The 26,583-nt window shown below is 40.2% G+C and carries 22 protein-coding genes; 12 read left to right on the top strand and 10 right to left on the bottom strand.

Features of this window, described 5'->3' with window-relative positions; genetic code table 11:
- Together LEP1GSC185_RS03250 and LEP1GSC185_RS03255 are read left to right on the top strand one after the other, a co-directional pair.
- Positions 1-543 (top strand): hypothetical protein, encoded by a 543-nt coding sequence (locus LEP1GSC185_RS03250; RefSeq protein ID WP_008590783.1) that lies wholly within the window; start codon positions 1-3, stop codon positions 541-543.
- Positions 544-561: 18 nt separating this feature from the next.
- Positions 562-2,382, top strand: a complete 1,821-nt coding sequence (locus LEP1GSC185_RS03255) for a DUF885 domain-containing protein (RefSeq protein WP_008589706.1) — start codon at positions 562-564, stop codon at positions 2,380-2,382.
- On the opposite strand, the gene thiD is transcribed toward LEP1GSC185_RS03255, so the two are convergent.
- From thiD to LEP1GSC185_RS03270, 3 genes are read right to left on the bottom strand one after another with little or no spacing between them, the layout of a single operon-like run.
- Positions 2,379-3,182, bottom strand: coding sequence for a bifunctional hydroxymethylpyrimidine kinase/phosphomethylpyrimidine kinase (thiD, locus tag LEP1GSC185_RS03260; protein WP_008589696.1), 804 nt, complete (start codon positions 3,180-3,182; stop codon positions 2,379-2,381). The two genes, LEP1GSC185_RS03255 and thiD, sit on opposite strands and share 4 nt — an antisense overlap.
- An 18-nt stretch (positions 3,183-3,200) precedes the next feature.
- On the bottom strand, positions 3,201-3,554 hold the full coding sequence (locus LEP1GSC185_RS03265; RefSeq protein ID WP_008591221.1) for an MGMT family protein: 354 nt from the start codon (positions 3,552-3,554) through the stop codon (positions 3,201-3,203).
- On the bottom strand, positions 3,551-5,365 hold the full coding sequence (locus tag LEP1GSC185_RS03270; protein WP_008590663.1) for a sensor histidine kinase: 1,815 nt from the start codon (positions 5,363-5,365) through the stop codon (positions 3,551-3,553). Before LEP1GSC185_RS03270 ends, LEP1GSC185_RS03265 begins: the two co-directional genes overlap by 4 nt.
- 27 nt (positions 5,366-5,392) lie before the next feature.
- Between LEP1GSC185_RS03270 and rsgA the strand changes: the two genes are divergently transcribed.
- The 5 genes from rsgA (at position 5,393) to LEP1GSC185_RS03295 (ending at position 14,212) form a co-directional block, all read left to right on the top strand.
- The gene (gene rsgA, locus LEP1GSC185_RS03275) at positions 5,393-6,361 is read left to right on the top strand and encodes a ribosome small subunit-dependent GTPase A (protein WP_008591743.1); all 969 of its coding nucleotides are present in this window, start codon (positions 5,393-5,395) and stop codon (positions 6,359-6,361) included.
- On the top strand, positions 6,345-7,658 hold the full coding sequence (locus LEP1GSC185_RS03280; RefSeq protein WP_008590969.1) for a hypothetical protein: 1,314 nt from the start codon (positions 6,345-6,347) through the stop codon (positions 7,656-7,658). Before rsgA ends, LEP1GSC185_RS03280 begins: the two co-directional genes overlap by 17 nt.
- Before the next feature lie 204 nt (positions 7,659-7,862).
- Complete coding sequence (locus LEP1GSC185_RS03285) at positions 7,863-8,792, top strand: FecR family protein (RefSeq protein WP_008589555.1); 930 nt, start codon at positions 7,863-7,865, stop codon at positions 8,790-8,792.
- A gap of 228 nt (positions 8,793-9,020) precedes the next feature.
- Entirely contained in the window at positions 9,021-10,640 is a 1,620-nt protein-coding gene (locus tag LEP1GSC185_RS03290) for an LIC10124 family lipoprotein (RefSeq protein WP_024863978.1), read from the top strand.
- Complete coding sequence (locus LEP1GSC185_RS03295) at positions 10,640-14,212, top strand: tetratricopeptide repeat protein (protein ID WP_008591389.1); 3,573 nt, start codon at positions 10,640-10,642, stop codon at positions 14,210-14,212. Before LEP1GSC185_RS03290 ends, LEP1GSC185_RS03295 begins: the two co-directional genes overlap by 1 nt.
- A gap of 7 nt (positions 14,213-14,219) precedes the next feature.
- On the opposite strand, the gene trmB is transcribed toward LEP1GSC185_RS03295, so the two are convergent.
- Positions 14,220-14,867 (bottom strand): tRNA (guanine(46)-N(7))-methyltransferase TrmB, encoded by a 648-nt coding sequence (gene trmB, locus LEP1GSC185_RS03300; RefSeq protein WP_008590146.1) that lies wholly within the window; start codon positions 14,865-14,867, stop codon positions 14,220-14,222.
- 49 nt (positions 14,868-14,916) lie between these two features.
- On the opposite strand from trmB, the gene LEP1GSC185_RS03305 reads away from it, so the two are divergent.
- The 3 genes from LEP1GSC185_RS03305 (at position 14,917) to LEP1GSC185_RS03315 (ending at position 17,138) form a co-directional block, all read left to right on the top strand.
- Entirely contained in the window at positions 14,917-15,855 is a 939-nt protein-coding gene (locus LEP1GSC185_RS03305) for an MBL fold metallo-hydrolase (protein WP_008589499.1), read from the top strand.
- Positions 15,856-16,017: 162 nt separating this feature from the next.
- A complete protein-coding gene (locus tag LEP1GSC185_RS03310; RefSeq protein WP_010514938.1) occupies positions 16,018-16,356 on the top strand; it encodes a PilZ domain-containing protein in 339 nt (112 codons plus the stop codon).
- A 77-nt stretch (positions 16,357-16,433) separates the two neighbouring features.
- Positions 16,434-17,138, top strand: coding sequence for a hypothetical protein (locus LEP1GSC185_RS03315; protein WP_008590989.1), 705 nt, complete (start codon positions 16,434-16,436; stop codon positions 17,136-17,138).
- A 2-nt stretch (positions 17,139-17,140) separates the two neighbouring features.
- Here the strand turns inward: LEP1GSC185_RS03315 and yihA are convergent, their stop codons facing one another.
- The 4 genes from yihA to LEP1GSC185_RS03335 all read right to left on the bottom strand — a co-directional run bounded on the left by yihA (position 17,141) and on the right by LEP1GSC185_RS03335 (position 21,014).
- Positions 17,141-17,815, bottom strand: coding sequence for a ribosome biogenesis GTP-binding protein YihA/YsxC (gene yihA, locus LEP1GSC185_RS03320; protein ID WP_008591632.1), 675 nt, complete (start codon positions 17,813-17,815; stop codon positions 17,141-17,143).
- 15 nt (positions 17,816-17,830) lie between these two features.
- Positions 17,831-18,733 (bottom strand): tRNA lysidine(34) synthetase TilS, encoded by a 903-nt coding sequence (tilS, locus tag LEP1GSC185_RS20240; protein ID WP_254656595.1) that lies wholly within the window; start codon positions 18,731-18,733, stop codon positions 17,831-17,833.
- Positions 18,734-18,771: 38 nt separating this feature from the next.
- A complete protein-coding gene (locus tag LEP1GSC185_RS20245; RefSeq protein WP_254656594.1) occupies positions 18,772-19,017 on the bottom strand; it encodes a PP-loop family protein in 246 nt (81 codons plus the stop codon).
- Between the two features lie 68 nt (positions 19,018-19,085).
- Positions 19,086-21,014, bottom strand: coding sequence for a GAF domain-containing SpoIIE family protein phosphatase (locus LEP1GSC185_RS03335; RefSeq protein ID WP_008589965.1), 1,929 nt, complete (start codon positions 21,012-21,014; stop codon positions 19,086-19,088).
- Positions 21,015-21,357: 343 nt separating this feature from the next.
- Here LEP1GSC185_RS03335 and LEP1GSC185_RS03340 point away from each other — a divergent pair, with 343 nt between their 5' ends.
- Entirely contained in the window at positions 21,358-23,403 is a 2,046-nt protein-coding gene (locus LEP1GSC185_RS03340; protein ID WP_008589647.1) for a sigma-54-dependent Fis family transcriptional regulator, read from the top strand.
- On the opposite strand, the gene LEP1GSC185_RS03345 is transcribed toward LEP1GSC185_RS03340, so the two are convergent.
- Together LEP1GSC185_RS03345 and LEP1GSC185_RS03350 are read right to left on the bottom strand one after the other, a co-directional pair.
- On the bottom strand, positions 23,400-23,798 hold the full coding sequence (locus LEP1GSC185_RS03345; RefSeq protein WP_008590694.1) for an SET domain-containing protein: 399 nt from the start codon (positions 23,796-23,798) through the stop codon (positions 23,400-23,402). The two genes, LEP1GSC185_RS03340 and LEP1GSC185_RS03345, sit on opposite strands and share 4 nt — an antisense overlap.
- Positions 23,799-23,802: 4 nt before the next feature.
- The gene (locus LEP1GSC185_RS03350; protein ID WP_008590345.1) at positions 23,803-25,680 is read right to left on the bottom strand and encodes an ABC transporter ATP-binding protein; all 1,878 of its coding nucleotides are present in this window, start codon (positions 25,678-25,680) and stop codon (positions 23,803-23,805) included.
- A gap of 266 nt (positions 25,681-25,946) precedes the next feature.
- Here LEP1GSC185_RS03350 and LEP1GSC185_RS03355 point away from each other — a divergent pair, with 266 nt between their 5' ends.
- On the top strand, positions 25,947-26,558 hold the full coding sequence (locus LEP1GSC185_RS03355; RefSeq protein ID WP_008591759.1) for an ACT domain-containing protein: 612 nt from the start codon (positions 25,947-25,949) through the stop codon (positions 26,556-26,558).
- Positions 26,559-26,583: the final 25 nt, after the last annotated feature.

Raw genomic sequence — 26,583 nt, forward strand, 5'->3', positions numbered from 1 at the left:
GTGTCGGAAGCAGCCGAAGTCTCCAAAAAGAATTTCTATTGCAGGAACTGCGGCTCTTCTATTCTTTCCGATTCGGAAAAATGCCTGTTTTGTGGTTCCTATCAGTTACCCGGAAGAATTCCTTTTTTTAAATTTTTGTCCGAAAGTAGATTATTCCGAACTGCTTTCTTCTTTCCATTTTCGGCTCTAATTGCTTTTGCTTTGCCGATCGTATTCGCATTATATCCGATCCCATTTTTAGATTGGTCTTGGGTGCTTCTTATTTCCTTTTTCTTTTTTACATTTTCCGTCTTTGGATTCGTTTCAGAATGGATCTTTTTGAATAAGTTTAAAGGGGATGCAAAGGATTTTAGAGAAGGATTTTTCGAATGGCAAAAGACTCTTTATCTGCGTAATCCTTATCTTTCTTACTTCGGAATGTTCTTATTCGTATGTGTTCCTTTACTAAATTGGGAGAATCACTTTTCCTTTGCTGCATCTTCTTCCGCTATCTGGACGCTATTGCTCGTATTTTTATCTAAAATCCTTATTCCACTTTTCTAAACATCGGAGTTATTATCCATGCTGAAGAAGATCCTAATCATTTCTCTCTCCGCTATCGGTATATTTGTTCTATCTTTCGCAATTTTAATTTGGCACACGATCAATTTCCGACCGCTCACATTAGGTTTATATTATGAAAAGATCTTTTGGGAGAATGTTTTGGATGACCCGGAAACGTTGACCTCTCTTCGAATTTTGGATTCCTGGGGGATCACTTCTCATAATTACAAATGGTCCGACTCTTCTCCTGAAAAAGAAATGGAAAGAGCAGATAAAGCAAAAAGGGATTTGGAAATACTAAGGACTTACGATTCTTCCGGACTAAGAGGAGAAGATAAGATATATTATAAAGCATTAGAATGGGATCTGGAACTGGCGGCCGATTATGAAAAATATATTTATAATTCTTATCCGGTAAATCAGCTATTCGGCGTTCAAAATCATATTCCTTCGTTTTTAGCGACATCTCATATGATAGAAGATTATGAAGATGTGGAATCTTATATCGCGAGGTTAAACGGGATTTCTGAAAAGTTGGACCAAGTGATCCGAGGTTTAGAAATAAGGCAATCTAATGGTGTGATCCCGCCTGATTTTATTTTGAGAAGGGTCCTGGATGAACTAAAAAATTTCAGGGTCAAAAATCCGGAAGAAAATATTCTATATGTAAGTCTTCGTAAAAAATTGGAGAAGAATGACGAGATACTCTCCGATCAAAAAATTTCTTCCTTGGCGGAAGTAAAAAGGATCTTAGAAAGTTCCGTTTATCCAGCTTACTCTAAACTCCAAAATTTTTTAGAACAACAACTTAAACAGGCGGATAATAAAGCGGGGGTCTGGAAGCTTCCGAACGGAGAGAAGTTCTACGAACATACCCTAAAATATCATACTACTACAAATCTTTCCCCCGAGGAAGTTCATTCTATAGGACTTTCGGAAGTAGCTAGGATCCAAACCGAGATGAGATCCATTTTAGAAAAGTCAGGTATTAAAGTTTCGAATCTACAAGCTACAATGAAACAACTGAGAGAAAAACCTGAGTTTCAATTCCCGAATACTCCGGAAGGAAAAGAAAAAGTCATAGAGGTATATAAAGAGATCCTAAAAGAATCTATCGAAAGATCCAAGCCTATCTTTCCTTCTTGGCCAAAAGCAAAAGTACAGGTGGAAAGGATACCTGAATTTAAAGAAGCTGGGGCGCCTGGAGCTTATTACGAAGAACCAAGTCTGGATGGAAAACGTCCCGGCGTATTTTATGCAAATCTTCGCGACTTAAAAGAAATACCCAAATTCGGGATGAATACATTAACGTACCATGAAACGATTCCAGGTCATCATTTGCAGATTGCTTGGTCCCAAGAATTGACTTCCGCGCCTAGAAAGCTGCGAACTACACACTTTACCGCTTTTGTGGAAGGTTGGGCTTTGTACGCGGAAAGACTCGCAAAAGATTATAATTTTTATTCGGACCCTTATGTGGATCTAGGAAGACTGCAAGCTGAATTATTCAGAGCGGTCCGTTTAGTTGTGGATACCGGAATACACTATAAACGTTGGAGCAGAGAAGAAGCGATCCGCTATATGTCGGACAATACCGGAATGGCTCCTAAAGAAGTTTCTGCGGAGATCGAAAGATATATCGTTTATCCAGGACAGGCTTGCTCATACAAAATCGGAATGATCTCTTTTTTGAAAATGAGAGAAGATTGGAAGTCGGTCAAAGGAGAAACTTTCGATATTAAAGAATACCACGGATTCGTTTTGGGAAAAGGGTCTCTTCCTTTGGAAATTTTAGAAAAAGTTTCAAGGGAAGAATTGGGATTAGTTCCAAAAAACTAGATCTTAGGGTTATGATTTAATGTCTTTGTCTTTCCGGCAGGAAAAGACTGTAAGATTGCTGCATGTAGGAATTCTCTCGCTTTTCCCACAGCCTCGGAAAGAGGAAATCCTTGGGCCAGATAAGAAGCGATCGCAGAAGAATAAGTACATCCTGTTCCATGAGGATTAAAATCCTCTACAAAAGGTTTGGTATATTTGAAGGTTTGTCCATTCGAAATTCCTAATATGTCCAACGCCTCTTTCGAATTTTTGATATGTCCACCTTTTAATAAAACGGGCACTCCTAATTTTTTTGAAAGAGAAACCGCTTCCGATTCCATGGATTCAATTTTGGAAATTTCTCCCGAACCTAAAATTTTTGCCTCATCTAGATTTGGTGTAACCAAACTTGCCATCGGGACCAATTCGGAGATCAAGGATTGGATCGCTTCGTCTTGTAAAAGTTTGGCTCCACTAGTGGCAACCATCACCGGATCTAATACTATCTCGAAGTTTTGGCCTTTCGTTTTGTACTCTTGTAAAATTTTGGAGATCCTTCTTATCAAACTTTCGGAGAATAACATTCCTGTTTTGATCGCTTTTACCGGAAAATAAGAAAGCACTGCTACAAGCTGCCTTTCAAGAAAGTCGGGATCAACTTCCAAAATTCCAGTGACACCGTCCGGATTTTGAGCCGTTAAACAGGTAATGACAGATGTTCCGAAAGTCCCGGTGGAGTTAAAAGTTTTGAGATCGGCTTGGATTCCCGCTCCTCCTCCGGAATCGGAACCTGCGATCGTTAATACTACCGGCTTTTGCATTCGGAACCTTACAATAAATTAATCTGGCCAGCCGAATCGTTTCCAATCCACGACCTCTTCTCTAGAAAATTTGATGCCTTCGGATTCTAAAAGTTTTTTTTGAAGGATCGCTCTAGGAGTATCTCCTTTATGGGAAATTTTTCCCATACTATTAATGACTCTCTGCCAAGGTACCTTTTGCTCTTGTCCCTTTTTTAAGGCGTTCAAAGCGTAGCCTACCGCTCTGGCTGCTCTAGGTTTTCCGATCAGAACTGCGATCCTGCCGTAGCTGGTGACTTTTCCTTTCGGGACTTTCTTTACGATTTTATAAACTAGGTCGTAAAAATTCTCTGCCTTTGTTTCTATCTTTTTCTTTTTAGGTTTTGCGATCATACGGCAGGTTTTTCTAAACTTGTTTCCACATTTGGTTGTGGCGGCCTAAGCGGTAATTCTACTTTGAATACCGTTTTTCCCGGAGCGGATTCTACTGTGATCTTTCCTTTGTGTTTTTCCACGATCCCTTTTACTATACCAAGGCCAAGTCCCGAACCTTCTCCTTGGTCTTTTGTAGTAAAGAATGGATCCCAAATCCTGTCTTTGATAGAAGGATCTATTCCTGGTCCGTCATCCTGCACTTCGATTGTAACAGTATCGCCTGTAGAATATACTGATAATTCTATCGTTCCTTGTCCCCGAATGGCCTGGTTCGCATTTTGAATGAGATTGGTCCAAACCTGGTTTAGTTCATCCGGATTACATACGACTTTTGGGATTGTGGAGAAGTTCTTTTTCACTTCCACTCCATACTTGAGTTGATTGTTCATGATCACCAAAGTATTCTCGATCCCCTCTATCAGATCAGCGCTCGTGAAGGATTTACTTTGGTCTAGGTGGGAATAGTATTTTAAAGCTTTTACGATCCGAACGATGTTTTTGATGGAATATTTAATATTCTTAATATTTCGGTTTGTGTTGGATGCATGCTTAAGCATCTCATATCCAGGCTTTGCCCCTTGGGCCAAAATTTCCAGGATGTACTTTCGAACTTCCATGATATCGTTTTCTATAATGAAAGAAGCCACTTCTCCCGCTAAGGAAACTTCGATCCCCATTTCGACCATTTCTTCTTTCATTTCTCTTTTGATCCGGAACTTGTCCTTGGATTCCATGACCTGGCTTTTTTTCCGATCTCTCAGGATATGAAGAAGTGCAACTTCAAATGATTTTCTCAATTTCTTGTTTCTAGCAAATCGAACGATTTCAAATACGTTCTTTACGATATAATTCATGTTCGATTCTAGATTATCTGCAGAACCGTTGATAACTCCTGCAGGAGTATTGATCTCATGCGCGATCCCTGCAACCATGGTACCTAAAGAAGCCATCTTTTCGGACATGATCAATTGGGACTGTGCGTTTTCCAACTCTTGGGTCCTATGGCGGACTTTTTCCTCAAGAGTTTCGGTAAGTTCTATTAGTCTTTCGTAAAAAATGGAATTAGAAAGCGACATCACTGAAACCGATCTCATTTCGTTCAGTTTTTCCAATTCGGAAGCAGTGTATCTTCTTCCATCGTTCTTAGGTCCTAGAACGAGCATCCCCAAAAGACTTTTGTTTAAGATAAAAGGAACAAGAAGATCCGCCTTGGTCTTTGCCGCGAACGAAAGCGCATGTTCTTTGATCTGTTGAAGTTTTACGTTATCTACGAATTCTTCCGAATAAAAAATTTTATCGTGTTCAGTGATCCATAATAGAAAAGGATCGAAGATATAAAAATGATCTTCTCCCGTATCTCTGGGATAAGGGGAGAACTTTCCTAGATCTTCTCTCCATAAGTAAATTTTAGCCCTACTCGCATCGATGATGCTCGGGAGGAATTTTATTATTTTATCGCATACACTTTCCGTGATGTTGGTTGCAATCAGATCACTTTTGAATTTATCTAACGAAGAAAGGTATTTTACGTATTCTTGGTCAGTCAGTTTAGAAAGCGCGGAGGATAAGTTCCATGCGGGACCGAACTCATTGAACCAGATCCAAACAAAAACGGCGGCCAAAGTGGTAAAAGGCAAACTGATGAGAAGCACGACCGTACGATCCGGATCCAAAGACCTGAAATCCAAACCGAATATTAGCGCCGATTGTAATAGGAATGCGGCTAAAACAAGACCGAATATTGGTCCGAATTTGCGTATGATTTTCATCGCGTGCTCGTAAAATTAGGCTTAAGAATGTCTACTTCCACGATTCCAGTAAAGGAGTTTTTTACCATAGCAAGGGTCTTCGGAGCCTTCTACGATCTGTATTCTCCAGAAAGGGGAAGAGTACGAGCCGTACTTAGAGGAAGGCTCAGAAATATTTCCGCAAAAGAAAGACATCCCTTTGTTGTAGGCGACAGGGTCTGCGCGATGGAGTCAGGCGGAGAATGGGCTATCGAAGAAAGATTACCTCGCAAAAACGAACTTCTACGTAAAAGTAGAGAAGGAGATGCGCAGGTACTTTGTGCAAATGTGGATCAAATTGCGGTACTTGCCTCTTTAAAAGATCCTGAAACTAAGGATGGATTTTTAGATCGTTGTTTGGCGGCCGCATATCTATCCCAGGTCCCTCCCCTAATTATATTTACAAAATCTGATTTAGTGGACCAAAAAACTGCGATTAAACGTTCTTCCGTTTATAAAGATCTAGGTTACGAGGTAATTACTGTATCTTGCCAGACCGGCCAAGGTCTAGAAGAATTGTATTCCAAGTTTTCTTCCAAAACCACGTACTTAGTGGGAAATTCCGGAGTCGGAAAATCTAGCTTAGTAAACGTCTTATCCGATAGGGAATTGCAAAAGACTTCCCAGGTCAGTCTTTCCACTAAGAAGGGTAAACATACGACTACAAACTCCAACTTTTTGGTTTTGGAAGATAATATCGTGTTAATCGATTCTCCAGGCATTAAAGAATGGGGTATCTTACATTTATCCAAAGGTGAGATCTTGGAAAGTTACCCGGAATTGAGAAAGTATAAAGAGGATTGCGATATTTCCGACTGTTGCGATGCGGGCCCAGGATGCAAAATGTTGTTTTCTATGGGAGAAGCGACCGATATAAGTACGGAAAGAAGAAAGAGCCTGGAATCTATGCTTGCAAGCTTGGAAAACCCGTTTAGAATCACACGTAGAGATCACTTAAAGAATGAAAGTAAATCCTAAATCGATAGAATATAGCTCGATCGAAGAGGTTTTAAACTTCGTACGCGATTATAATGCCGGAAATATGTTACGTTTCCTAAATGCGATCGAGGACAATAGCGGCAATATTCTAGTAAAGGAAGAAGTCCAGGTAAAGGAATCCGCTCTTACCCGATTGAAAGAAATTAAGGGTCAGTACAATCCCGAATTTAAGATAAAATTAACTAAGGAATTAACCGGTCAGATCCAGGATAAGTTAGCCGAAAAGATCGTTTTTCAACTTAAACAAACGGATAAGAAATTCCTAAAGTTCATGTACGAAGAGAATAAATTCAACTTTAAGGGGATTATTCGCAACGGCATCACCAATAAGAAACATTTACTTGCGCTCTTTAAAGTTTACGAAACAAATCCTCATTTTTTCAAACATATCTGCGAGCTAGGTTTATTGGCTTTGGGAATCGTCCTGATCCCGGACGCTCTTAAATACAAAATGTTACGTAGATATTCCTTCCTTGGCGGGATCTTTATGGATATTGCCAGGGTTTCCGGAGACCATTGGAATCGTCCTTTTCCGGACGATACAGAAAAAACTAGGATCGCGAAACAATGTGCTAACTTCATGCAGAAGTTGGATCTTCCCGAATTCGTATGTTCCGCCGCTTCTAACCACGTTCCCCTAGGATTGCAGGACAATGTGGAGGTAACCGCGGCAGGTGCTAAAAAATCCGAAAGAGAAAATCCGGACGAGACATTCTTTGCGGAGATGATGGTGGATGATGGAGAAAGCGATTCTACTCCTGACGACGAAGAAGACGCAGGCCTTCCCGATAAATCGGAAGACGTACTACGTGAACTTCTCACTGATTCTTTAAAGATTGCCAGGTATATTCATACCGTTAGCTCCTTCTCTCATGATAAAGAATATGTAATGGAAGAATTGGTGTATTTCTTGGCTTACAATACGTCTAGAGGATACTTCAACGAAGTGTTAGCCAATCCTTTAGTGAACTTATTCAAACAATTTGAAGAAAACGTAAAGCGTATGCGCAAGTTGGCGGAAGTAGAAATGCAATGTCTTCATCCTCCCGCCGCTTGGGCTTATCCAAAACCAAAAGCAAGCCAGGTATTATGTAAGAATAAAGTCTGGGATTGTCCTAATATAGTGCAAGGGTGGGATATTCACGTCATCTCTTCTCAAGAAGCGTTCGGTTGGGTAGGCTCCAGTCTAAACGCTGATCATTATCCGAAGTGCAAATTGGAAGAAGAGTTAGATTCCTTACCCGACATTGAGCCAAAAAAGGTGGAGAAAAAATAGAATCTGTTCTCAAATGACTAATCCTTAAGGGTTAGTTTTCATCCTTTCTATTATAATCTGCCAAAGGGACATTTTTAGGAAATTTTTTTCCAAAGGAAAACTTTTGCTTTTTGTAAAACACTTTAAACCAAAGTATTGGTAAAAAGTCCTTGTTAGATTGTTATATCTATAGGATTCTTAAGCTTAAAAAGCGGGGGAGAATATATGTTAAAAAATAAAAGCACCCTAATTCTAATGACTGTATTAGCAATCAGCTATCTGATCGCTTGTAGTCCTAAAACAAGCAGTGGCCAAATTAAATCGGAAGCGGTATCTTCTACTGCTAAAATTGTTTGGTTGAATGGAGACGTTAAAGTCCAGTCTGCCGAAGGTGAGAAAAAAGCCGAGTTCGGTCAGACAGTAACTGCTGCAGATACGATCCTTACCGGCAAAAACGGATCTGTAGAGATCATGGTTGCCGAAAGTGGTATCATCAAAGTTTCTAAAGAGAGCGAAGTATCTATTGCTGCTCTTGTAGGGGACGAGGGAACGAACGTTAAGGTCAATCTGAACTACGGAAGGATTGTTACCCTGGTTCGTAAGGAGAACAAAAACTCCGATTTCAGCGTAGTAACGCCTACCGCTCTTGCGGGAGTTCGAGGAACTACCTTCTTAACTTCAGTCGAAAATCCTGCAGGTACAAAAGTGAACTGCGCAGAATCTCATTGCGATGTTAAATTCGCAGTATTAGAAGGTTCGGTTGCAGTATCTAAAGTCGGAGAAGAGTCCGAAGTCATTTTGGAAAGAAACAGAGAGATCACTCTGAAGAAAAACCAAAAGTTGACCGAAAAACTCATCCTTTCTTTGAGACCTGAGTCAGTAAAAGAACTGAAAGGGTTAATCGTTCTTAAGAAAAACGATGTTTTAGAATATAATAACCTGGTGGATGAACTGAAAGCATCCAGCGAAGAACTTCGTATTTTGAGCCAGGCTTCCACTGTGGAAGAAGTTCGTACACAATTGCAAAAACGTGAAGCTACTAGAGCCAATGCGGACGAAGTAGCAAGAACCGCTCAGCAAGTGAACGAAACTAAATACGTCCAACAAGACGTTCAGAAAGAAAAGTTGAAACTCAACGCAAAAGAAACTTTCTAATTTAGTTTCTTCTTCTTTTCCGCTTTTAGGACTTCTATAGAACCCCGCCATACCAGCGGGGTTTCTCTTCTTTTTCTTTATAGCCGGTCTTACGCAAATAATTTGTAATCTTGTAATGCTCTTTGTCGGACCAACCAAGGTCGGATAATCCTTTGTAAAAATAGCCTCATTTTTTCCAGAACTAGGAAAAGATTTGCTAAATCAGTCCCTGGGAAATTTTTTTACGGGATGGGGAACAATTCATTTCGTAATCTTATTATATTCTCTCTTATTACGAGTTTTGGGCTTACTTGCTCCTCAGTACAGAAGTTAAACGAACCTTCTAAGCTGATACAAGAACCGTACTACAAGCCGATAGGCGACTCAGAGAGTGTGTTCATTTTTAGAGAATCGGATACTGACTTTCGGGTTCGTAAAGCAGGGCATGAGGTCCCGATCCTAGCATTCTCTCCTATCGAATATCCAAAATCAGTGGATAAAAAATTGGCCTCTTATTTTGAGCAAGAGATCAGTTTGATCTGGAAGGATATTAAATTTTCTAACGCAAAAATTTCTCCTGAAGTTTGGAAAAACAAAACCGGATTAACTCAAGAGTTAAAATCCAAAGATGTGGACGTTTTAGTTTTAGGCTCGGTAATTGAGACTGATTCAGGTTGGACTTTCAAATTCGAATTAAAAGATTCGGTGGATACAAATTCTTACGGAGACTTTGAACTTTCTTTCAAACGTCCGGTTTCCAGCGAAGAAGTGGGAGCTTGGAACCAAGCAATATTCTGGAAATCTTCAGATAGAGTTATTTCATTAGAATCCAAACAAACCACCGTTCCGATTTGGGATAGAAAGCCTGATCTCACTAAGATTAAGGAGATCGTAAACTCTTCCATCAAAGGAACTTTAACGGTAAGGGCTTCTTCCGGAGATACGGAGATCCTTTGGAAAGGTAAGTCGTTAGGAAATACTCCTTTGACCGAGGTTCCGATCTTAGAAGGGATCCAAGACATACAAGTAGTCTTAAAGGGAAAAAAACCGATCACTAAAACCATCCAAGTAAGAGCAGGTAAAAAAAGTTTCTTATTTCAGGAGTGGGAAGAGGATCGTACATTAGGATCTGCTAAAGTAATTACGGTGCCTAACGGATTGTCCGTTTCTTTGGACGGTTATAAGCAGGGAGAAACTCCTTTTTATCGCAGTAACTTAACTCCCGGAGCGTATCAGTTGGAGCTCTTAAAGGAAAGCGCAGATGGGGCTTACGTTTATTACGAAGGGATCTTGGACGTAAAACCGGATCGTTTGGTGGAATTAGCGCTTCCATATTTCGGATACGGACTATTGTCAGAATTAGAATTCTGGAAACCTTCCGGAGAATTTGGATTTTCTCCTTTCGGACCGAACGGTTTGGAATTTGCAAAAAAGAAAAACTTATCCAACGGTTGGAACGGAGTGTATTCTCTACCTTTTATTCCAGAAGAGTTAGAGATAGAGGGCTACTTCTTACTTCCCGTAGATCACGGAGACGGTTCGGTGGCTGTAACATTCCATTTGAACGGTCTTTCTTTAGGAGTTGTTGCAGGAAAAGAGAAAGTCTCCATCTTCCAATTTCCTTCCGACGGAAAAACACTCAGCACTTATAAATATCTGGACGTGGACAAAGATATTGGTCGTCCATTCCTGTTCAAAACGGATTTAAAAAATAAAAAATTGTCCCTATATCTTGGTAGGGACGTGGTTTGGCAGGGAGATTTACCGGCTGGAGGACTCTGGACTGTTTCCGTTCTGACCAGAGGAGAAGAGTTCAGGGAAAAAACTCCAATCAAAGATCTGAAGATTCTCTATAAGGGATACAAGTGATGAATCGTATACTTTCTCGTTTTATAATATTATCAATCGTTTCCGTTTTTGGCGTACATTGCGCTTCTAAGGATTTCAGAAAATCAAATTCCCAAGATGCGATCCTAGAAAAAGATATTATCGCCGCTCAAAAATTGAAACAAGCGTCCAAGCTGATCAACGAAGGAAACTCGGCCTTTCAAAAGGGAAAATTCGAAGTCTCTCTTTCTAAAGGTAGAGAGGCGGTAAAAGCCTATCCTACTGCCGAAGGTTATTATCTGATCGGCTCTTCGGAATATCGTTTGGGTAAAACCGAAGACTCTTTGAACTCTTTGAAAAAGGGAACGGAATTAGATCCGGAGAATGAGCAGATCCTTTTAACTCTCGGGATCTTATATACTTCTCAAGGGGCTAATAAGGACGCTTTGGAAGTTTATTCCAAATTAGAAAAACTTCCTAAGGTGGATGGAAGCGCTTATACATTCAAGAAAGCAGTATTACTAAAAACGATCGGAAAATATGACGAGGCTTATTCCGCTCTCAAGTCCATTCCGGAAGATAAGTTCAAATTTAAGGCGCAGTTGTACATGCAACTGGGAGATACTGCCGTTCAAGTAAAAGATTACGAGGCGGCAGAATCCTATTTTGAGAAGGCTAGAAGTGCGGATCCTGAACTGGCATCTGCAAAACAATCTGCCTCCGCAACTAAAGTTGCCGGTCTGTTAGAAAAAGGAAATGCCGCTCTTAAAGCAAAAAGTTATAGAGAGGCGATCCAATACTTTACTTCTGCGACTCAGTTGGATCCTAAGAACCCTTCTCCTTTCGTATTCTTAGGTAATGCAAAAATACTTTCAAATGACACGGACGGCGCTATTAAAGCATTCGAAACTTCTCTCAAACTAAAAGCGGATTACTTAGAAGGATATTCAGGTCTTGCATCTGCTTACAGTAAATCCGGAAATAATCCTAAAGCAATTTCAGTTTTAGAAAAGGCGATCCCATTCTTTCCTAAAAATGCGACTATCTATAACCAAATCGGTTTGAACCAAAAGTCATTGGGTGAAAATGCAAAGGCTATGGTCTCTTTTAGCAAGGCGCGTGAACTGGATCCGAATTATAAAGAACCTGTTCTGAACCTTGTGTATCTTCTAGCTTCCGAACACAGATATAAGACCGCTAAAAACGAATTAGATACTTTAAAATCGGACGAGGAAACCAAGAAGGTAGCAGCTTTTTTAGAGTCTTCTGAATTGATCCATGAAGGAGATTTACGTCTTCGTAAAGGAGATACTAAGGCCGCAAAGACCTATTTCGATCGTGCGAAGGCAAAAGATCAGGATGATCCAGGAGTTTATACAGCCTACGGTCGTTTGTATCAGATCAGCGGAGATACAAAACTTTCGGAGCAAAATTATCTAAAAGCCTTGAGTCTTCAAAAGGGAAATCTTCCTGCATTACAAGGTTTGATCCGTCTTTATTCCGCTCAGAAAAACCAATCTAAAGTTGCTCAGTACACTAAAGAATTGGAAGCAATTACAGGAAACGACCCTCTTTCCGGAATCGTACTCGCAAGGACTTACGAAGATAAAAAGGAATTCGATAAGGCCGAAAATACTTATAAAAATTTAATGAAGAAGTATCCGGACAACGAATCTATTCAGTTCCGATTGGCATTTCTTTATTACAAGATCGCTTTAGAAGAGAATGAAAAAGCAAATTATGATTCTGCAAGTTCCTGGTTAGTAAAGGCAGAAAAGTTAACCAAAGATCTTCCTGAGATCGCGGAAGCCAAACAAACTATCGACCAGAACAGAAAGTTCTCCGAAGTAGTTCCTACAATCCAAAAAGCAAATCGTCTTTTTGATAGTAAGGCTTACGAAAAGGCAGTTCCACTTTATCAATCTGCATATGATAAAACTAAAAAGCTGACCTTGTATATTAAGATAGCTGAATGTTATCTGGCTATGGGAATGGAAGAGAAAGGGATTTCTCTTTTAGAAAATTCACCGGAGGGATCCAAAAATCTAGCCGCACAAGAAGCAATCTACGCCTTCTTACTTAGGAAAGGAGAAGTGGATAATGCTGAGAAAGGTTTCCAAAAAATTCTCGAGAAAAAACAGGATTCTTATTATAGCCATTACCAGCTTGGAATTATCGCGCTCCAAAAGAAAAACTACGACTCAGCAATCGAGTCTTTCAATCGTTCTTGGCTATTGAACCCGGAATTTACCGCTTCCCGGATAGGTAAAGGGATCGCGTATTATAATCAAAATAAGAGTAAAGAAGCCAAAGAAGAATTCGAAAGCGCGATGAAGGCTGATTCCGAAAATGAATTGGCTCCTTACAATATTGGGATCGTACTTTTCAATGATAATCTTCTGGAACAGTCGGTTACAATATTTAAGGAAATCATAAAGAAAAATCCGGACTTTCCGGATGCGCATTTCCAACTTTCTTACATCTACTTTAAAAAAGGAGATCTGGAAGCTGCAGACGCAGAGATCGTAAAAGCTCTCGAGCTAGAAAGAGACGAGAAATTCTTACATGCGCGTATTCGTATCCTTTCCGAATTAAGGACCAAGAACCCAGGAAATGCAGAATATAAAAAACTGGTTTTAGAATTAGGAAAGGAACTCGCGGAGAAATTCCCGAATTCACCTTATTCCAGCCAAGCCGAAAGGCTGGTTCTTTCCGATTCGGATACACCTGTGATCTTACAACCGTTCCCGAATCGTGGGTCTTTGATCGGAGTCCCTGTAATTATCAACGATCTGTTATTGATGAATTACGGAACTTCTATCGAAGCTTTGGATAAAAATAGGGCGATCCGTCTTTGGAGGATCACAAGTACTAAACCTTTTCGTAATGTTCTGGCGGATCGTAGAGTTTACGCATTCACAGATAGAAGTTTAGAAGTTAGGGATCAAAACTCAGGTTCTGTTTTCCAAACGATCAATCTGCCCGGAATGTTCAAAAAAGCGTTGGTTTCCGGAGATAGAATATTAGTAGAAACCGAAACTTCCGGAAAAAGAACCTTAACCAGTTACTCGGATACTTTCGAGGAAAACAAATCCATTCCATTAGATTCTAAATCTTGGTCGGCCTCCAAAAAGGGACAAGTGTTCTTGGTACAATCCTCTTCTAAAGAAGATAAGATCTTATACGCAGATGCAAAACTGAATAAGGATGTAGATTCTGCTTGGACTGGGACTACAAATCCAAGATTGCTTGGCGCAACTGAAGATGGAACCTTCTTCCGAACGGATAAAGAGATAGTATATGTTTCCGGAAAAGGAAAGGCGACTAAGACTGAAATTTCGGACAAATCCGCGAATCTTTTCAGCGTAAGGGGGAATTCTCTCTGGTTTGCAGGTAACGATAGAATTTATCGTGTAGATGCAGATTCTTCCAGCCTGAAAGAGATCAAAATCTCAGACAAAGAAGTTGAAGGTCTTTTACCAGGCAAAAAGAAAGATGTGATCGTATTATATAAAGATAATACTGCTATCAGATACGATGAAAAGGGTGAAACTGTCTGGACTTATAAATTGGATCAAGATTCTGACAATGTGTATTCTTTATTGTATCACTAAAACTGTTTCAGACTTTGACCCGATCTAAATAATAAATCCGGGAGCCAGTCTCCCGTTTTTCCTGCTCAAAATGGGAGATTGGAAAATTCTCCCTTTGTAGAGAAAATTCAGAATGAACCGGTTTAAATCTAGGATCATCCCTAAAAAGACGAATTCCTTTGCGAGCATAAGGACCATAGTCTGTAGCAAAATGGAATATTCCTCCGTCCTTCAAAAGAATATGGACAGTATCCAGGAATCTTGGATTTAAAGTTCTGTGTTTATGATGTCTGCGTTTAGGCCAAGGGTCGGGAAAATTCAGAAGTACCTCGTCAAAGATACTTGGTTCGAAAATTTCTTCTAAAAACCAATTAAAGTTCACTGAAAGGAGTTTAACGTTCTTAATGTTATACTCTTTCAGATCACGGATTGTTTTTCGTAAACGATCCGCTTTCTTCTCCATGAGAATAAAACCGGTGTCTGGATTCTCTTTGGCTAAGGAGACTGCAACCTCCCCCCAACCTGAACCGAGCTCTAGATAATATGTCCCGAATTCTTCGGAAAACAAATCGTTTTTTTTTAATTTACTTCCGGGGTTTATTTCTAGGAAATAATCAGAGGTAAAGGGAATTCGAGTAGCGATCTTCCATTGTTTTTCACGAAAATTCGATGTCATCGCCGAATGCCTGCAAATACCAAATCTCTTAGTTGTCTAATTTAATACAGTGAAAATAAAATTATACGGAGTAAGAGGATCTCTTCCTACTCCGCTTTCCGGTTCGGAATATAGAGAAAAGTTAGAAAAAATCCTAGAGTCCGCTCATAGGGAATTCAAACATAAGAACGGAACCTTCTCCGTTTCCGCATTTTTACAATCCTTAAGCCCGGAACTGTTACACCCCGTGGGAGGAAACACTACTTGCGTATATGTCGAATCTACAAACGGTCAGAAATTAATTATAGATTGCGGTTCTGGAATGAGAGAATTGGGCAATGATCTTTTGAAAGAAGGTATAGCTCAAGGTGGCTCTATCAAAATTTTAGTGACACACACTCACTGGGATCATATTCAAGGTTGGCCTTTTTTTAAACCGGGTTATATTCCAAACGTTCAAATCGATTTTTATTCTACTATCTCAAATCTAAAAGAAAGATTCGATCGCCAACAAAATCCTGAAAACTTCCCGATCACTTTGGATGAGATGATGTCCAAAAAGACGTTCACTCTTTTACAAAGACAGCAAACGGTTCAGATCGGTGATTTTAAAGTGACTCCTTTTCTTTTAAAACATCCGGGCAACTGCACAGGTTATCATATAGAAGAGAATGGAAAAAGTTTCTTATTCTGCACCGACGTAGAAGTAAGAGAAGAGGATCTTACCGAATTCGAACAATTACGCGCAAAATTCGGAAGACCTGACATGTTGATCATAGACGCTCAATATAGTTCTGAAGAAGCGGACCGTAAGATTGGTTGGGGCCATACATCAGGTAGACTAGCTGTTCGTTGTGGAGAAGTTCTGGGTGTAAATAAGTTGGTCCTAACCCATCATGAACCGGATCATCCGGATGAAGAAATCATACGAATGTTCAATCAAGAAAAGCAATCCACTGCTCTTTCCGAGATCGTATTAGCTAGAGAAGCTGATATATTTCAATTATAAAGATAATATTAGCTAAGACTAGATGTTTGGGTCTATTCTTGATCTATCTTTTCGCTTTTAAATATATTTTTTAAAAAGAATCTTCACACCAAAAGAAATCTTCTTTCAAATTTTTTTCTAGTACTGTATGCTCTCCCGGCTATGCAAAGACTAGAGATCGGGATGGATCCTTCTAAAAAGGTAACACCTGATTTGCCGACGGATCAAAGATTTTATACAAGGTTCCGTAAAGACAGTCAGGTTAAACTTTTTGAGGGAGGAAATTGGAGCGAAGGGATTCTCGTAGATATATCGATGATAGGTGCATCTATTCTTTCAGATGAGAATTGGAGCCCCGGTAAAAAAATCACGATTATGTCCCCAATGTTTACTTGCGAGATACCTGGAGAGGTTATTCGTAAGACTGTTAGTGATACAGGGCAAAGATATGCGATAGTATTTCACGATCTTTGTGACTCAAGCATACTTGAGATACTTAATAAGATAGCATATTGCAAATAACGTTTTTCCATTAAGTAAAGGGATTTTTTTTCCTAAGCTCTAAACTCAAGGTTTGTCAGGCCGACATTTATAATAGGATGAACCTGGGAGCCATACAATCTTCTTCCATGATGGAAAGACCGAAAGATACTTCGGTTAAGTACATTGGTCACGGGCAGCTAGAAAGCGCGCCTCAGGCTAGTTCTGTACTTCATGTTATTTCTCATGAACTCGGTCATGTTGCAGAGTTTCGCAACGAAGCAATCAGAGACAATGCAGAGCTAAGATCTATAGATGTTTCCATAGAATACGAACTTAGGGACGGAAAATTAGTTGCCGTTGCCGGAGAAACCAGAGCAACAACAGTCAAAAAGGCCGAAGAAAAGAAATCCAATCTTTCATCTTTAAACGAAGAAGAAGTCGGGAATACCGACAAGTCGGCTGATCAGGCTAAGAAGAAGGAAGCAGCTTCTCGTTCCAATATGATCTCGGATAAAGAATGGGAGCTTATGTCAGAATTACGTGATATAGATCTGGAATTGAATCGATTGGATAAGAATCAGGCTTCTTCTCATGACGATCCGGAAAAAAAATCGGAAGACGAAGCTCGTCGCCATATGGAACTTATAGAAAAAAAACGTAAGTTAGAAATGGCTTTGAGCCAGGAGAAACTGAAAGCTCTCCTAGAAGAGACCTTAAAAACGATCCAAGAATTAAATCAAAAACAGATCCAATTTGCCGGAAAAGTATATTACGGAGATGCGATTAACGCTGCCGGTAATCTTTTAGAAACTCACGCTTAATATTAGCCTTGTTCGTTGATCTCTTGCGGGATTGCGTCCTCTTCCATTGGGGGAATGATCAAGGATTTCATCATATTTTCTATGATCTTTCTGAGTTCAGGTAACCCTTTTCCGTACTTAGGAGAAACGAAAACGATTTCCAACATAGGATACAATCCTTGGATGTTTTTCATTTTTTTTCTGAGTTTGGAAAGTTCTGACTGATTGAGTTTATCAATTTTAGTGCGGATCAAAACCGGCTTGGTTCCTTTCTCGAAACAGGTACCGATTAATTCCAATTCTTCGTCCGGTAATTCCCTTTGTGCATCGGATAACAAGAACAGACATTTTAGATCTTTAGCTGAGTTCAGATAATTCATTAATAGATCCATCATCTGCTCATGGTCTTTATGAGAATTTGCGGAGTAACCGAAACCGGGAGTATCCACTAAGAACAATGATTTGGAAACTAAGAAAAAATTTAAAAGTTTGGTCTTGCCCGGAGTAGCTGAAACCTTTGCTAAGGACTTTCTTTCTACGATTGCGTTTAACAATCTGGACTTTCCGGAGTTGGAACGACCGGCGAATGCAATATGAGGAATACCTTTGGAGGGAACTTTAGAAGCGTCTGCATAGGAAGACAGAAATCTAACTTCTCTAAAGAATGGGTCCGGCTTTAATTCTTGGAGTTCTTCCATAAACCTCTGGACTCTCTAATCTTGTTGGAAATCGTCCGATCGAATATCATCCAAACGGGCATCCCACATACGAAGACAAACCAATACAGTTTTCCCCTCCCGTTTTAGAATGGGTAGCATTTTTCTAACCGGAACCGGAATCTCTTTCTCTCTTAGGATTTCGGAAACGTCTCGATGGATTCCGCCAAGCAGGATTTTTTCTCCTTCTCCGTCGTTAGACGGTTCGCAGTTTTTCGGGATCTTTTTGGTCTTACTGTTCCATTTCAAAAAGAAAGAGTCAGAGTTATAACTGAACGGTTTCAAATAAGAAGCGTTTTTGGGTAAGATGTACAAATCTGACGAAACACTTTTCCAAAACCAAACTTCTTTGTTTTCGAGGGAGAAAGAAACTTTTCTGTCAATGTTATGTAGAAGGTCCTTAAGAAACTGGGAATTCAACGGATGAAGACCTAAACTTTTAAGATGTATGTCCAGAACTTGTTTACAAACGGATGCTTGCTCTTCTTCTAAAATCTGTCTAGATACGATCCTAATCTCATCTTCGTTTACTTTGCGGTTTCTAAATCCGCTTCTAGGCGTATCTGTATCGTGAAAATTATTAAAAATTTTATCCGGATCGGCCCCTTCTTTTAAAAGTACCGGAAGAAGTTCGGATCGGATCCTATTTCGAAGATATCGGGAAGAATGATTGGACTCGTCGTCGAATACAGGCCAATCCGCTTTCGACAAAGCTGTTTTGCGATCCTTCTCTCCGAATAATAATAAGGGTCTGAATCTATTATTTTCTAAAACTCCCAAAGTGCGGAGGGAATTCCAACCGCCACCTCTGATAAGTTGTAAAAGTACTGTCTCTAAATAGTCTTCCGCGTGGTGTCCGGTTGCTATATAGCCGCCGATCTTTGCGGAAATCTTTTCCAGATCTCTGAATCGAAGTAATCTCCCAGCTTCTTCTAAGCTTAGTTTGGTCCTAGCGGCGAATTTCGGAACGTTTTTTTTTTAAAGGTGAAATTAGGACTTAAAGACTGGATATATTTTAAGATCTCGGATTCTTGTTCTACATTATCGCGGATAGAATGATCCAGATGATAGATTGTCGGAAAATGAGAGATTAAATTTTTATTATGGAGCCAAAGATAAAATTGAAGAAGTAAAGAAGAATCTTTTCCGCCCGAAAAAGCGATTACTGCAGGCTTGCTTTTCATAAAGTCCTGATAAACTTTTAATCGAGACCAAGCGGATTGAAAAATATATTCTAAAGTTTCGTTCATTCTTATTTTAAACGTTTTACGCCTATTAAAGTAATATCATCTGTCTGTTCCCTTTCCCCGGTAAAGTTTTTTATCTTTTTTAGCACGGTTTCCAAAAGAATAGGCAGATTTTCTTTTCTGGCTTCAAAAACACATTTATGTAGACGATCCATTTCAAAAAAGTCTTCGGAAGGATCCATTGCCTCCCAGACCCCATCCGTAAACATCAGAAAAAAATCACCTGGATCTAAGTAAAATTCTCCTCTATTCTCAAAACGATCTATTTCAGGATCTATTCCCAAAACAACTCCACCTGTAGGAATTTCCTGCAAACGATTTTCCTTTTTACGATAGACTAGAATATTTCCTTGGCCTCCGCCGCTGAAAACAAAACGGTTTTCGTTTTGGTCCCAATGAATAATAGTCAAAGACATGAAACGAGGAGAAACAATATCCTTAAAATAATTTTGATATAGATATGTGTTTACAGTCTGCAATATCTCCCAAGGACTCGGATTTTTTCTAACTAGGGAATGGATGACTGTCCTTACGGTAGCCATTACTATACCGGCCGGCACTCCTTTGCCGCTTACGTCTCCGATACAAATGTAAGTCTCTTTGTTGGTGGGATGTATTATAAAATCATAATAGTCCCCGCCTACACCTATCGCCGGTACCATGATCCCACCGAATTCATAATTAGGGTGGTCCGGCATTTTTCTTGGGAGTAAGGATCTTTGTAAGTCCCTTGCTATCTCGATTTCTTTATCTAATCGTTCCTTTTCCGCTCTTTGGTGGAATAAATGAAAATTTTGGACCGAGATCCCTGCTTGGACCGCAAAAGCGTTTAATACTTCAATTTCTTCAGGACTCCAATGTAGCTCTTCTTCTTTGGCGAGAAGTATCCAGATCTCCGAATTGTCGGAACGTAGGACAGGTAAAATTGCTAAGTGTTTTTTCTTTCCAATACTTCCTAAGGTTTTCCATTCTTTTAGATCGGTGGAATCCATTAGGAGCGCGGATTCTGTGGTCTTTTTAAGTACGTTCCATTCTCCCTTTAATTGTACATTCAGTTTGATCTCTGGCGCTCTTGGACTTCCCGTAAGTATATGTCCTTCGGTAGAAATTGTTTTTCCTGTTTCGTCTATTTTTCTTTCTAACAGAACGAAAAGGTTACTTTCTGAAAATTCGGTTAAGGAAAGAAGAATGACCCGAAAAATTTCAGTCCTATACTTAAATCCCAAACTGCTTAGTTTTAAGGCCGCCGAGTGAAGGTTCCTAAAATTACGGGATTGGGTTTGAGAAACCTCGAAAAGGATCCTGTTCTTTAGAGTAGTTGCAAATTGGCTCGCGATCAATTCTAAAAAGTAACGATCCTTCTCCGCTTGTACGGGATCGTCTTTTTCATAATCTACATTAATTAATCCTAATACTTCTTTTTTTAAATGGATTGGGACGGAAAGTTCGGATTCAACCTTATTCACTCTACCGTATTGTCTGATCTGTTTATGGGGTTGCTCGTCGAATCTATAATATACTGACTTACAAGTTTCGATTGCTTGTCCTAAGGGGCCGTTCTGTTCTCCTTTTTTGATCTCCATCCTAAAGGCTAACTTTTCCAACGCTGGGCCCTTTTTATTTTTACAGGATTTTACCAGGATACGATCCAATCTTGGTTCGTACACCATTACAGAGATCCCAGGAAGATTCAATTTTCTGAATGCTAAATTAGTGAAATTTTGAAGAAGGTCGTCTAGATTAGGACTAGTATTAAAGAGTGAAAGGAATTCTAATAAGATCTCGTTGGATAATGCATGAACTTCGGGAGGTTTTATCCTATTCCGTTTTCTTTTTTCTAAGATCCATTCTCTTCCGCAGGAATTACAAAGAAATTTTCCATCTTTGAGTTTACCTTCTGGAAGATAAAATTCTCCGCAAAATACGCAGGACATCCGGAGAAAAATGGTAAAGAAAATGTTTACTAGAGGAAAGACGTTTTCATCTCATTTAAAATAAAATCTCTTAATAACGAGAATTCGTTCTAAATTTTAAAGAATGATCTTAGTACAAGTTTAGAAGGTATATCGATCATTCGTAATATTATGTCCTCTATAATATTGAATCTACATCGATTCTGATACAAATATTGCATTCTTTCCTGTAAACAAAGCGAGTTGCTTGGATTTTAAGTTTTTTTCCTTGACTGCAAAATCATCAATCAGCACCTTTTTTAAGCAGATGTCCGGTTACATAAAACCCAGCCCACTCCGCCATATACAAGAAGTGGCAACCGCAATGAATTCGACTTTAGATCCAGATCGCCTTTTGGATCTGATTTTGGAGAGATGTATCCAAATTTGTGAGGTCGGTTCCGGTTCTCTCATGCTGATTAGCAGAGCGGACGAGGTCTTGGACATAGTAACCTTCAGAGGGATGAATCCATCCGTTCGTACAAAAGTTAAACTCCGAGTTGGAGAAGGTATCACAGGTATCGTTGCGGCTTCCGGCGAAGGGATGATAGTAAACGACGTTACCCAAAACCCGCATTACATTTCTATTAAGGACGATATTCTTTCAGAACTAGCGGTCCCAATGATAGTGGAAGACGAAGTGATCGGAGTTATATCCCTCGATTCAAGTAGAAAGCAGGCATTCTCAGACGAGCATCTCGAGTTAGTTTCTACTCTGGCCAATATGGCGGCTCAGATCTTTAAGAACCTCCAGACTTTCAGACAGCTCGAACAGAAAAATAAGATCCAACAAGTACTCATAGATATTTCTAGAACTGTCACTTCTACGTTAGTCCTTCAGGAAATTTTTGACGATGTGATGGATCGATTGGACAAATCTCTAAACCTGGAAAGAGGTTCCATCGTTCTTTTCGACTCGGAGAAGAATATACTGAAACTCAGCGCGGCGTCAGGACTCACTGCTGAGGAAATGGAAAAAGGAGTGTATCTTCCCGGAGAAGGAGTTACCGGAAAAGTTTACGAATCCGGAGAAGCTGTAATCGTAGAATCGATAGTAAGCGATGAAAATTTCCTGAATAGGCTCAATAACGCCAGTCATTTTAAGAACAACCCCGAGAACGTTAGCTTCCTTGCGGCGCCTATCAAGTCGGACACCGATGTACTTGGCGTAGTTAGCGTATTCTTTGTTCATAAAAAGTACGTGGATCTAAAGACGTATTTGGACTTCCTTCAGGTAGTGGCCTCGGTAATTTATCAAGCGATCCGCATCCAAAAATTGATCGATGAAGAAAAACGCGAGATCTCCAGAGAGAACATTTTATTAAAACGAGAACTTAAGAATAAATACAAGTTCGGTTCCTTGATCGGAAAATCCAAATCTATGGAAAAACTTTTCGAGATGATCCAACTCGTGTCCGATTCTCGCGCTTCCATATTGATCACGGGAGAGTCCGGAACTGGAAAAGAAATGATCGCTTCTGCGATCCATTATAACTCTTCCAGAGCGGATAAACCTTTTATCAAGATCAACTGTGCAGCTATTCCTGAAAATCTTTTGGAGTCCGAATTGTTCGGTCATAAAAAAGGATCTTTCACAGGTGCTGTCGCCGACAAAAAAGGAAAGTTCGAGATGGCCGATACAGGGACCATCTTCTTGGATGAGATCGGAGAGATGGATCTTAATCTTCAATCCAAACTTTTAAGAGTTCTTCAGGAGAAAGAAATCGAAGCTGTAGGTTCCGTTAAACCTAAGAAGATCGACGTAAGGATTATAGCCGCGACTAACGCAGATCTGGAAGAGCTGATCTCTCAAAAACTGTTCAGGGCGGATCTATATTATCGTTTGAATGTCGTCAATATGCTGACCCCGCCACTTCGAGAAAGACCCGAAGATATTCCGCTTCTTATCAACCATTTCATTGCTAAGTACACTTCCGAAAATATCAAGAAGATCAAAGGGATCACTAGAGAAGCTCATAAACTTTTAATGAGTTATAGCTGGCCTGGTAACGTCCGTGAATTGGAGAATGTGATCGAAAGAGCGGTTGTACTTTCCCAATCCGAAATGTTGGACATCCAAGATTTCTCAGAGATCAGCGGACGTATCCTTTATGGTGACGAAGGAGAAGACGTAGAAGTCGGCGTAGATCCGGAAGCTTCTTCTGAAGTAGCAAGTTCCAAGTTCTCCCCTGCTCATTTGGACGCGTTAGATGGAAGAGCTATGGAAGTTGTGGTCGGAGAGGTCGAAGCAAGACTGATCAAATACGCCATGAAGAAATTCAAATACACTAAGACCAGAGTGGCCAAGTTTTTGGGCATCAACAGAAACACATTGGATAAAAAGATCAAAGATCTTAAGATAGATTACTAAGAAGAAAGTTTGTCCTTCCAGTTCTGATCGAACTGTTTATAGTTGCAGGTCAATTCTTCGTCCTTTAGGATCTTGCGGACCGCTCGGTCCCTTCCTAAAGGATTACTTTCCCCCTGGACTCCGCTTTTATCTTCCAAAGTGTTTGCTTGGTCGCTATGGTTCATGAAGCGGGAATTATCCACACAAAAGTACCATTGTCCTTCGAATAGATAAGAATATGTATGGATCAGATCTTTCAGTCTTTTCGGAAGAGCTTGGACTTCCTCTTCTGTAAGAGTCCAAACGGTTTTAGGATGGAACTCCCACACGAGTTCCCCTTCTTCTATATCTCTGCCTGCAAAAACTCCCAAGCCTCCTATAGGGGACTCGGAAACGTAAGTCGGTACTTTCAGCATATTTCTATAATCCGATTGCGGCCGCGGAAAGTGAATCATTTTCCGGAGAAGGATAAGGTTCCAGGCTTCCATTTTTCAGGACGACTACTTGGTCGGCGGCATGTAAACCGGTCAACCTATGCGTAACGGATACGATCGTTCTTCCTTCGCGTAACTTTTGCAGAGTTTTTAAGATCCTCGCTTCTGTGATCGGATCCAAAGCGGAAGTTGCCTCGTCCAAAAGAAGAATCTGAGGATTCCTAACCAAAGCCCTTGCAAGCGCGATCCTTTGCTTTTCTCCGCCTGAAAGTTTAGAACCCTTGTCTCCGGCGATGGTTTCGTATCCATCCGGGAGTGCGGAAATGAATTCGTGGATCTCGGCGAGTTTTGCAGCTTCGATCGCTTCTTCCGGAGTTGCGTCCGGACGTCCCATACGAATATTCTCAAGGATGCTCGCATGGAATAAGAAAGTATCTTGGAAAACGATACCGATCATCGAATGAAGTGCGCTCAAACGGATCTTCTCCATTGCAATCCCGTCCAAGCTAACTTTTCCTTGGTTCGGTTCCATCATTCCTAAGATAAATTTTAGAATGGTACTTTTTCCGGAACCGCTTGGCCCTAAAATAACCGTGTAAGTTCCCTTTTTGATCTCCAGGTTTACACCGCTTAGATTCTTAGTTCTACCTTTATAACGAAAGTGTAAATCTTCTAGCTTGATAGAATTATGTAACTCGGAAGGTGCAAATGGACGTTCTCCTCCTTCTGATTCGAAGGTAGGGGTTCTTAAGATCTCTAATATTCTTCTAGCAGAACCGCTTGCTTGGTTCATTGTAGGGAAATATTGGGACACATAAAGTAGAGAATAAGATAAATTCAAGAATGGGGGAAGAAAAGCCGCTAGAGCCCCTACGCTCACCATTCCATGGAATGCAAACCATGCTCCGGAGATCAAAAGTACCGCTTGTAAAAGTAAAATTCCACCTGAAGCAGAACGTTCCAGATAAGAATTGGTCAGTCCCAATCTTAAAGAAACGTGAAATAGTTTCTCACAATTCCCTTTGAATTTATCCCAGAATGCTCCGTCCAAATCGTATACTCGGATCAAATTTTGAGCGGAGATAGATTCTTCAACAGCGGTTAAGACCTTAGCTTCTTCTATCTTTCTTTCGTAACTTGCCGCAGTGGATCTAGTAGAGAAGAACACTGGTCCTAAAAAAGTGATCGGCCAGATCAAGGTAGCAATTGCGCCTAACTTCCAATCTAGGGCGAACAATAATGCAGTACCAAAGATCGCTTCGAGTAATGGGGAAATTCCCCAAGGAATAAGAGCGAGCACTGCGTTTTCTAAAGCAGTTAAGTCTGTGGAGAACCTAGAGAGAACATCTCCCAAACGAGTATTTGCGTAGAAGTCTAAGTTCACCCTTTGCAGATGAATGAATAGTTCTTCTCTCATGTCTCTTATGGCACGAGCTGAGACCCAATTGTACAAATAGTCCCTGACAGTACCTGCCGCGGTGATTAAGATCGTTCCTCCGATCAAAAGAGCGCCTGTGATATAAAGAACTGTTTCATTCTTCCCGATCAAAGCTTCGTCGATCAAAAATTTGAAAGAGAAAGGAATCGCGGAATAAACGATGATTTCGGTAAAAAGTAGAGCTAAAACAATTCCCAGTCGTACTTTATAATTCTTAAAATATCTGCCTAACCCGAGAAGAACTAGAAAAGGAGATTCAGAGGAAGGTTCATTTCCTCCAAAACTAGGCCCTAAAGAAGAAGAATAAGAGCCTCTAGCAGCCTGACTTCCTTGCGGAACCTTAGGTACGGCAGCTTTTGAGTTAGAGTACGTCGCTTGTGTTTTTCCGAATTTGAATCCTTCGGTAAATTTCTGTTTATTTGTCATATATGTATCCCCAGGGGGAAGAAGGGCGTATCGGTTAGTAAAAAAATTTCCCCGATTTCCCCAGTGTATTCGGGAGGCCTTTCGGCGTATATCCTGTAGCAGCGGATTTTCCGTGAACTTCTGTCACATTGCTGAAAAATTTTAGGAGACAGAATACTGAAAAAGGAGCTACTACTCATTTAGACTTCGAAAACATTCCTTGAAAACTCGGGTTTTTGAGTGTTATTTTTCAGGTGATATGCAGGCTTTGTAGGAAAGCGGAAACTATGATAGAATTTAACTACAAAGAAGAATATGGAGTCTACAGGGTCACTCTCAAGACTTCCGAAACCGCTCCAGGAACGCTTCACAAAATGGTGAAAGCGATGTTCTTTATGGGATTTGAGATACTTTCCGGAGATATTCGCACGATCAAAGACGGCGACTCTATGATCAGCTACGACGAATTCCTTCTTAGATCTCCTGAAACGGATTCTAAAATCAAGGCATCTAAATTAGGAATCTTAATGTCTTCCGTCTTTTCCGATGATAATGCGTTGGAAGAGATGATCCAAACCTCAAGTGAAATAGATATTCGAAATACATTTTATCTAGGACAAGATTCTCAATTGGAATTTGAGGACTTACCCGGCAATTCTGCTACAAAGTTTTATTTAGAAGCGCCGGACAGAAAAGGATTATTATACTTTGTGACCGGAGTTTTAAAGGATTTAGGGATCAATATTATCTCCGGCGAAGTTAGAACCGATGGCAAGTCCTTAAAGGCCCAGGATACATTCATATTGACCGACTCTCGTACAGGACTCGGTTTTGCAGGAAGCTCCACAGAAGAAAGGATCCGTAGGTATATTCTACAAAGCAGCCTAAATCAAGTTTGATCAGGCATATTTGAAACGTCCAAAA

Source organism: Leptospira licerasiae serovar Varillal str. VAR 010 (assembly GCF_000244755.1).
Classification (GTDB): Bacteria; Spirochaetota; Leptospiria; order Leptospirales; family Leptospiraceae; genus Leptospira_B; species Leptospira_B licerasiae.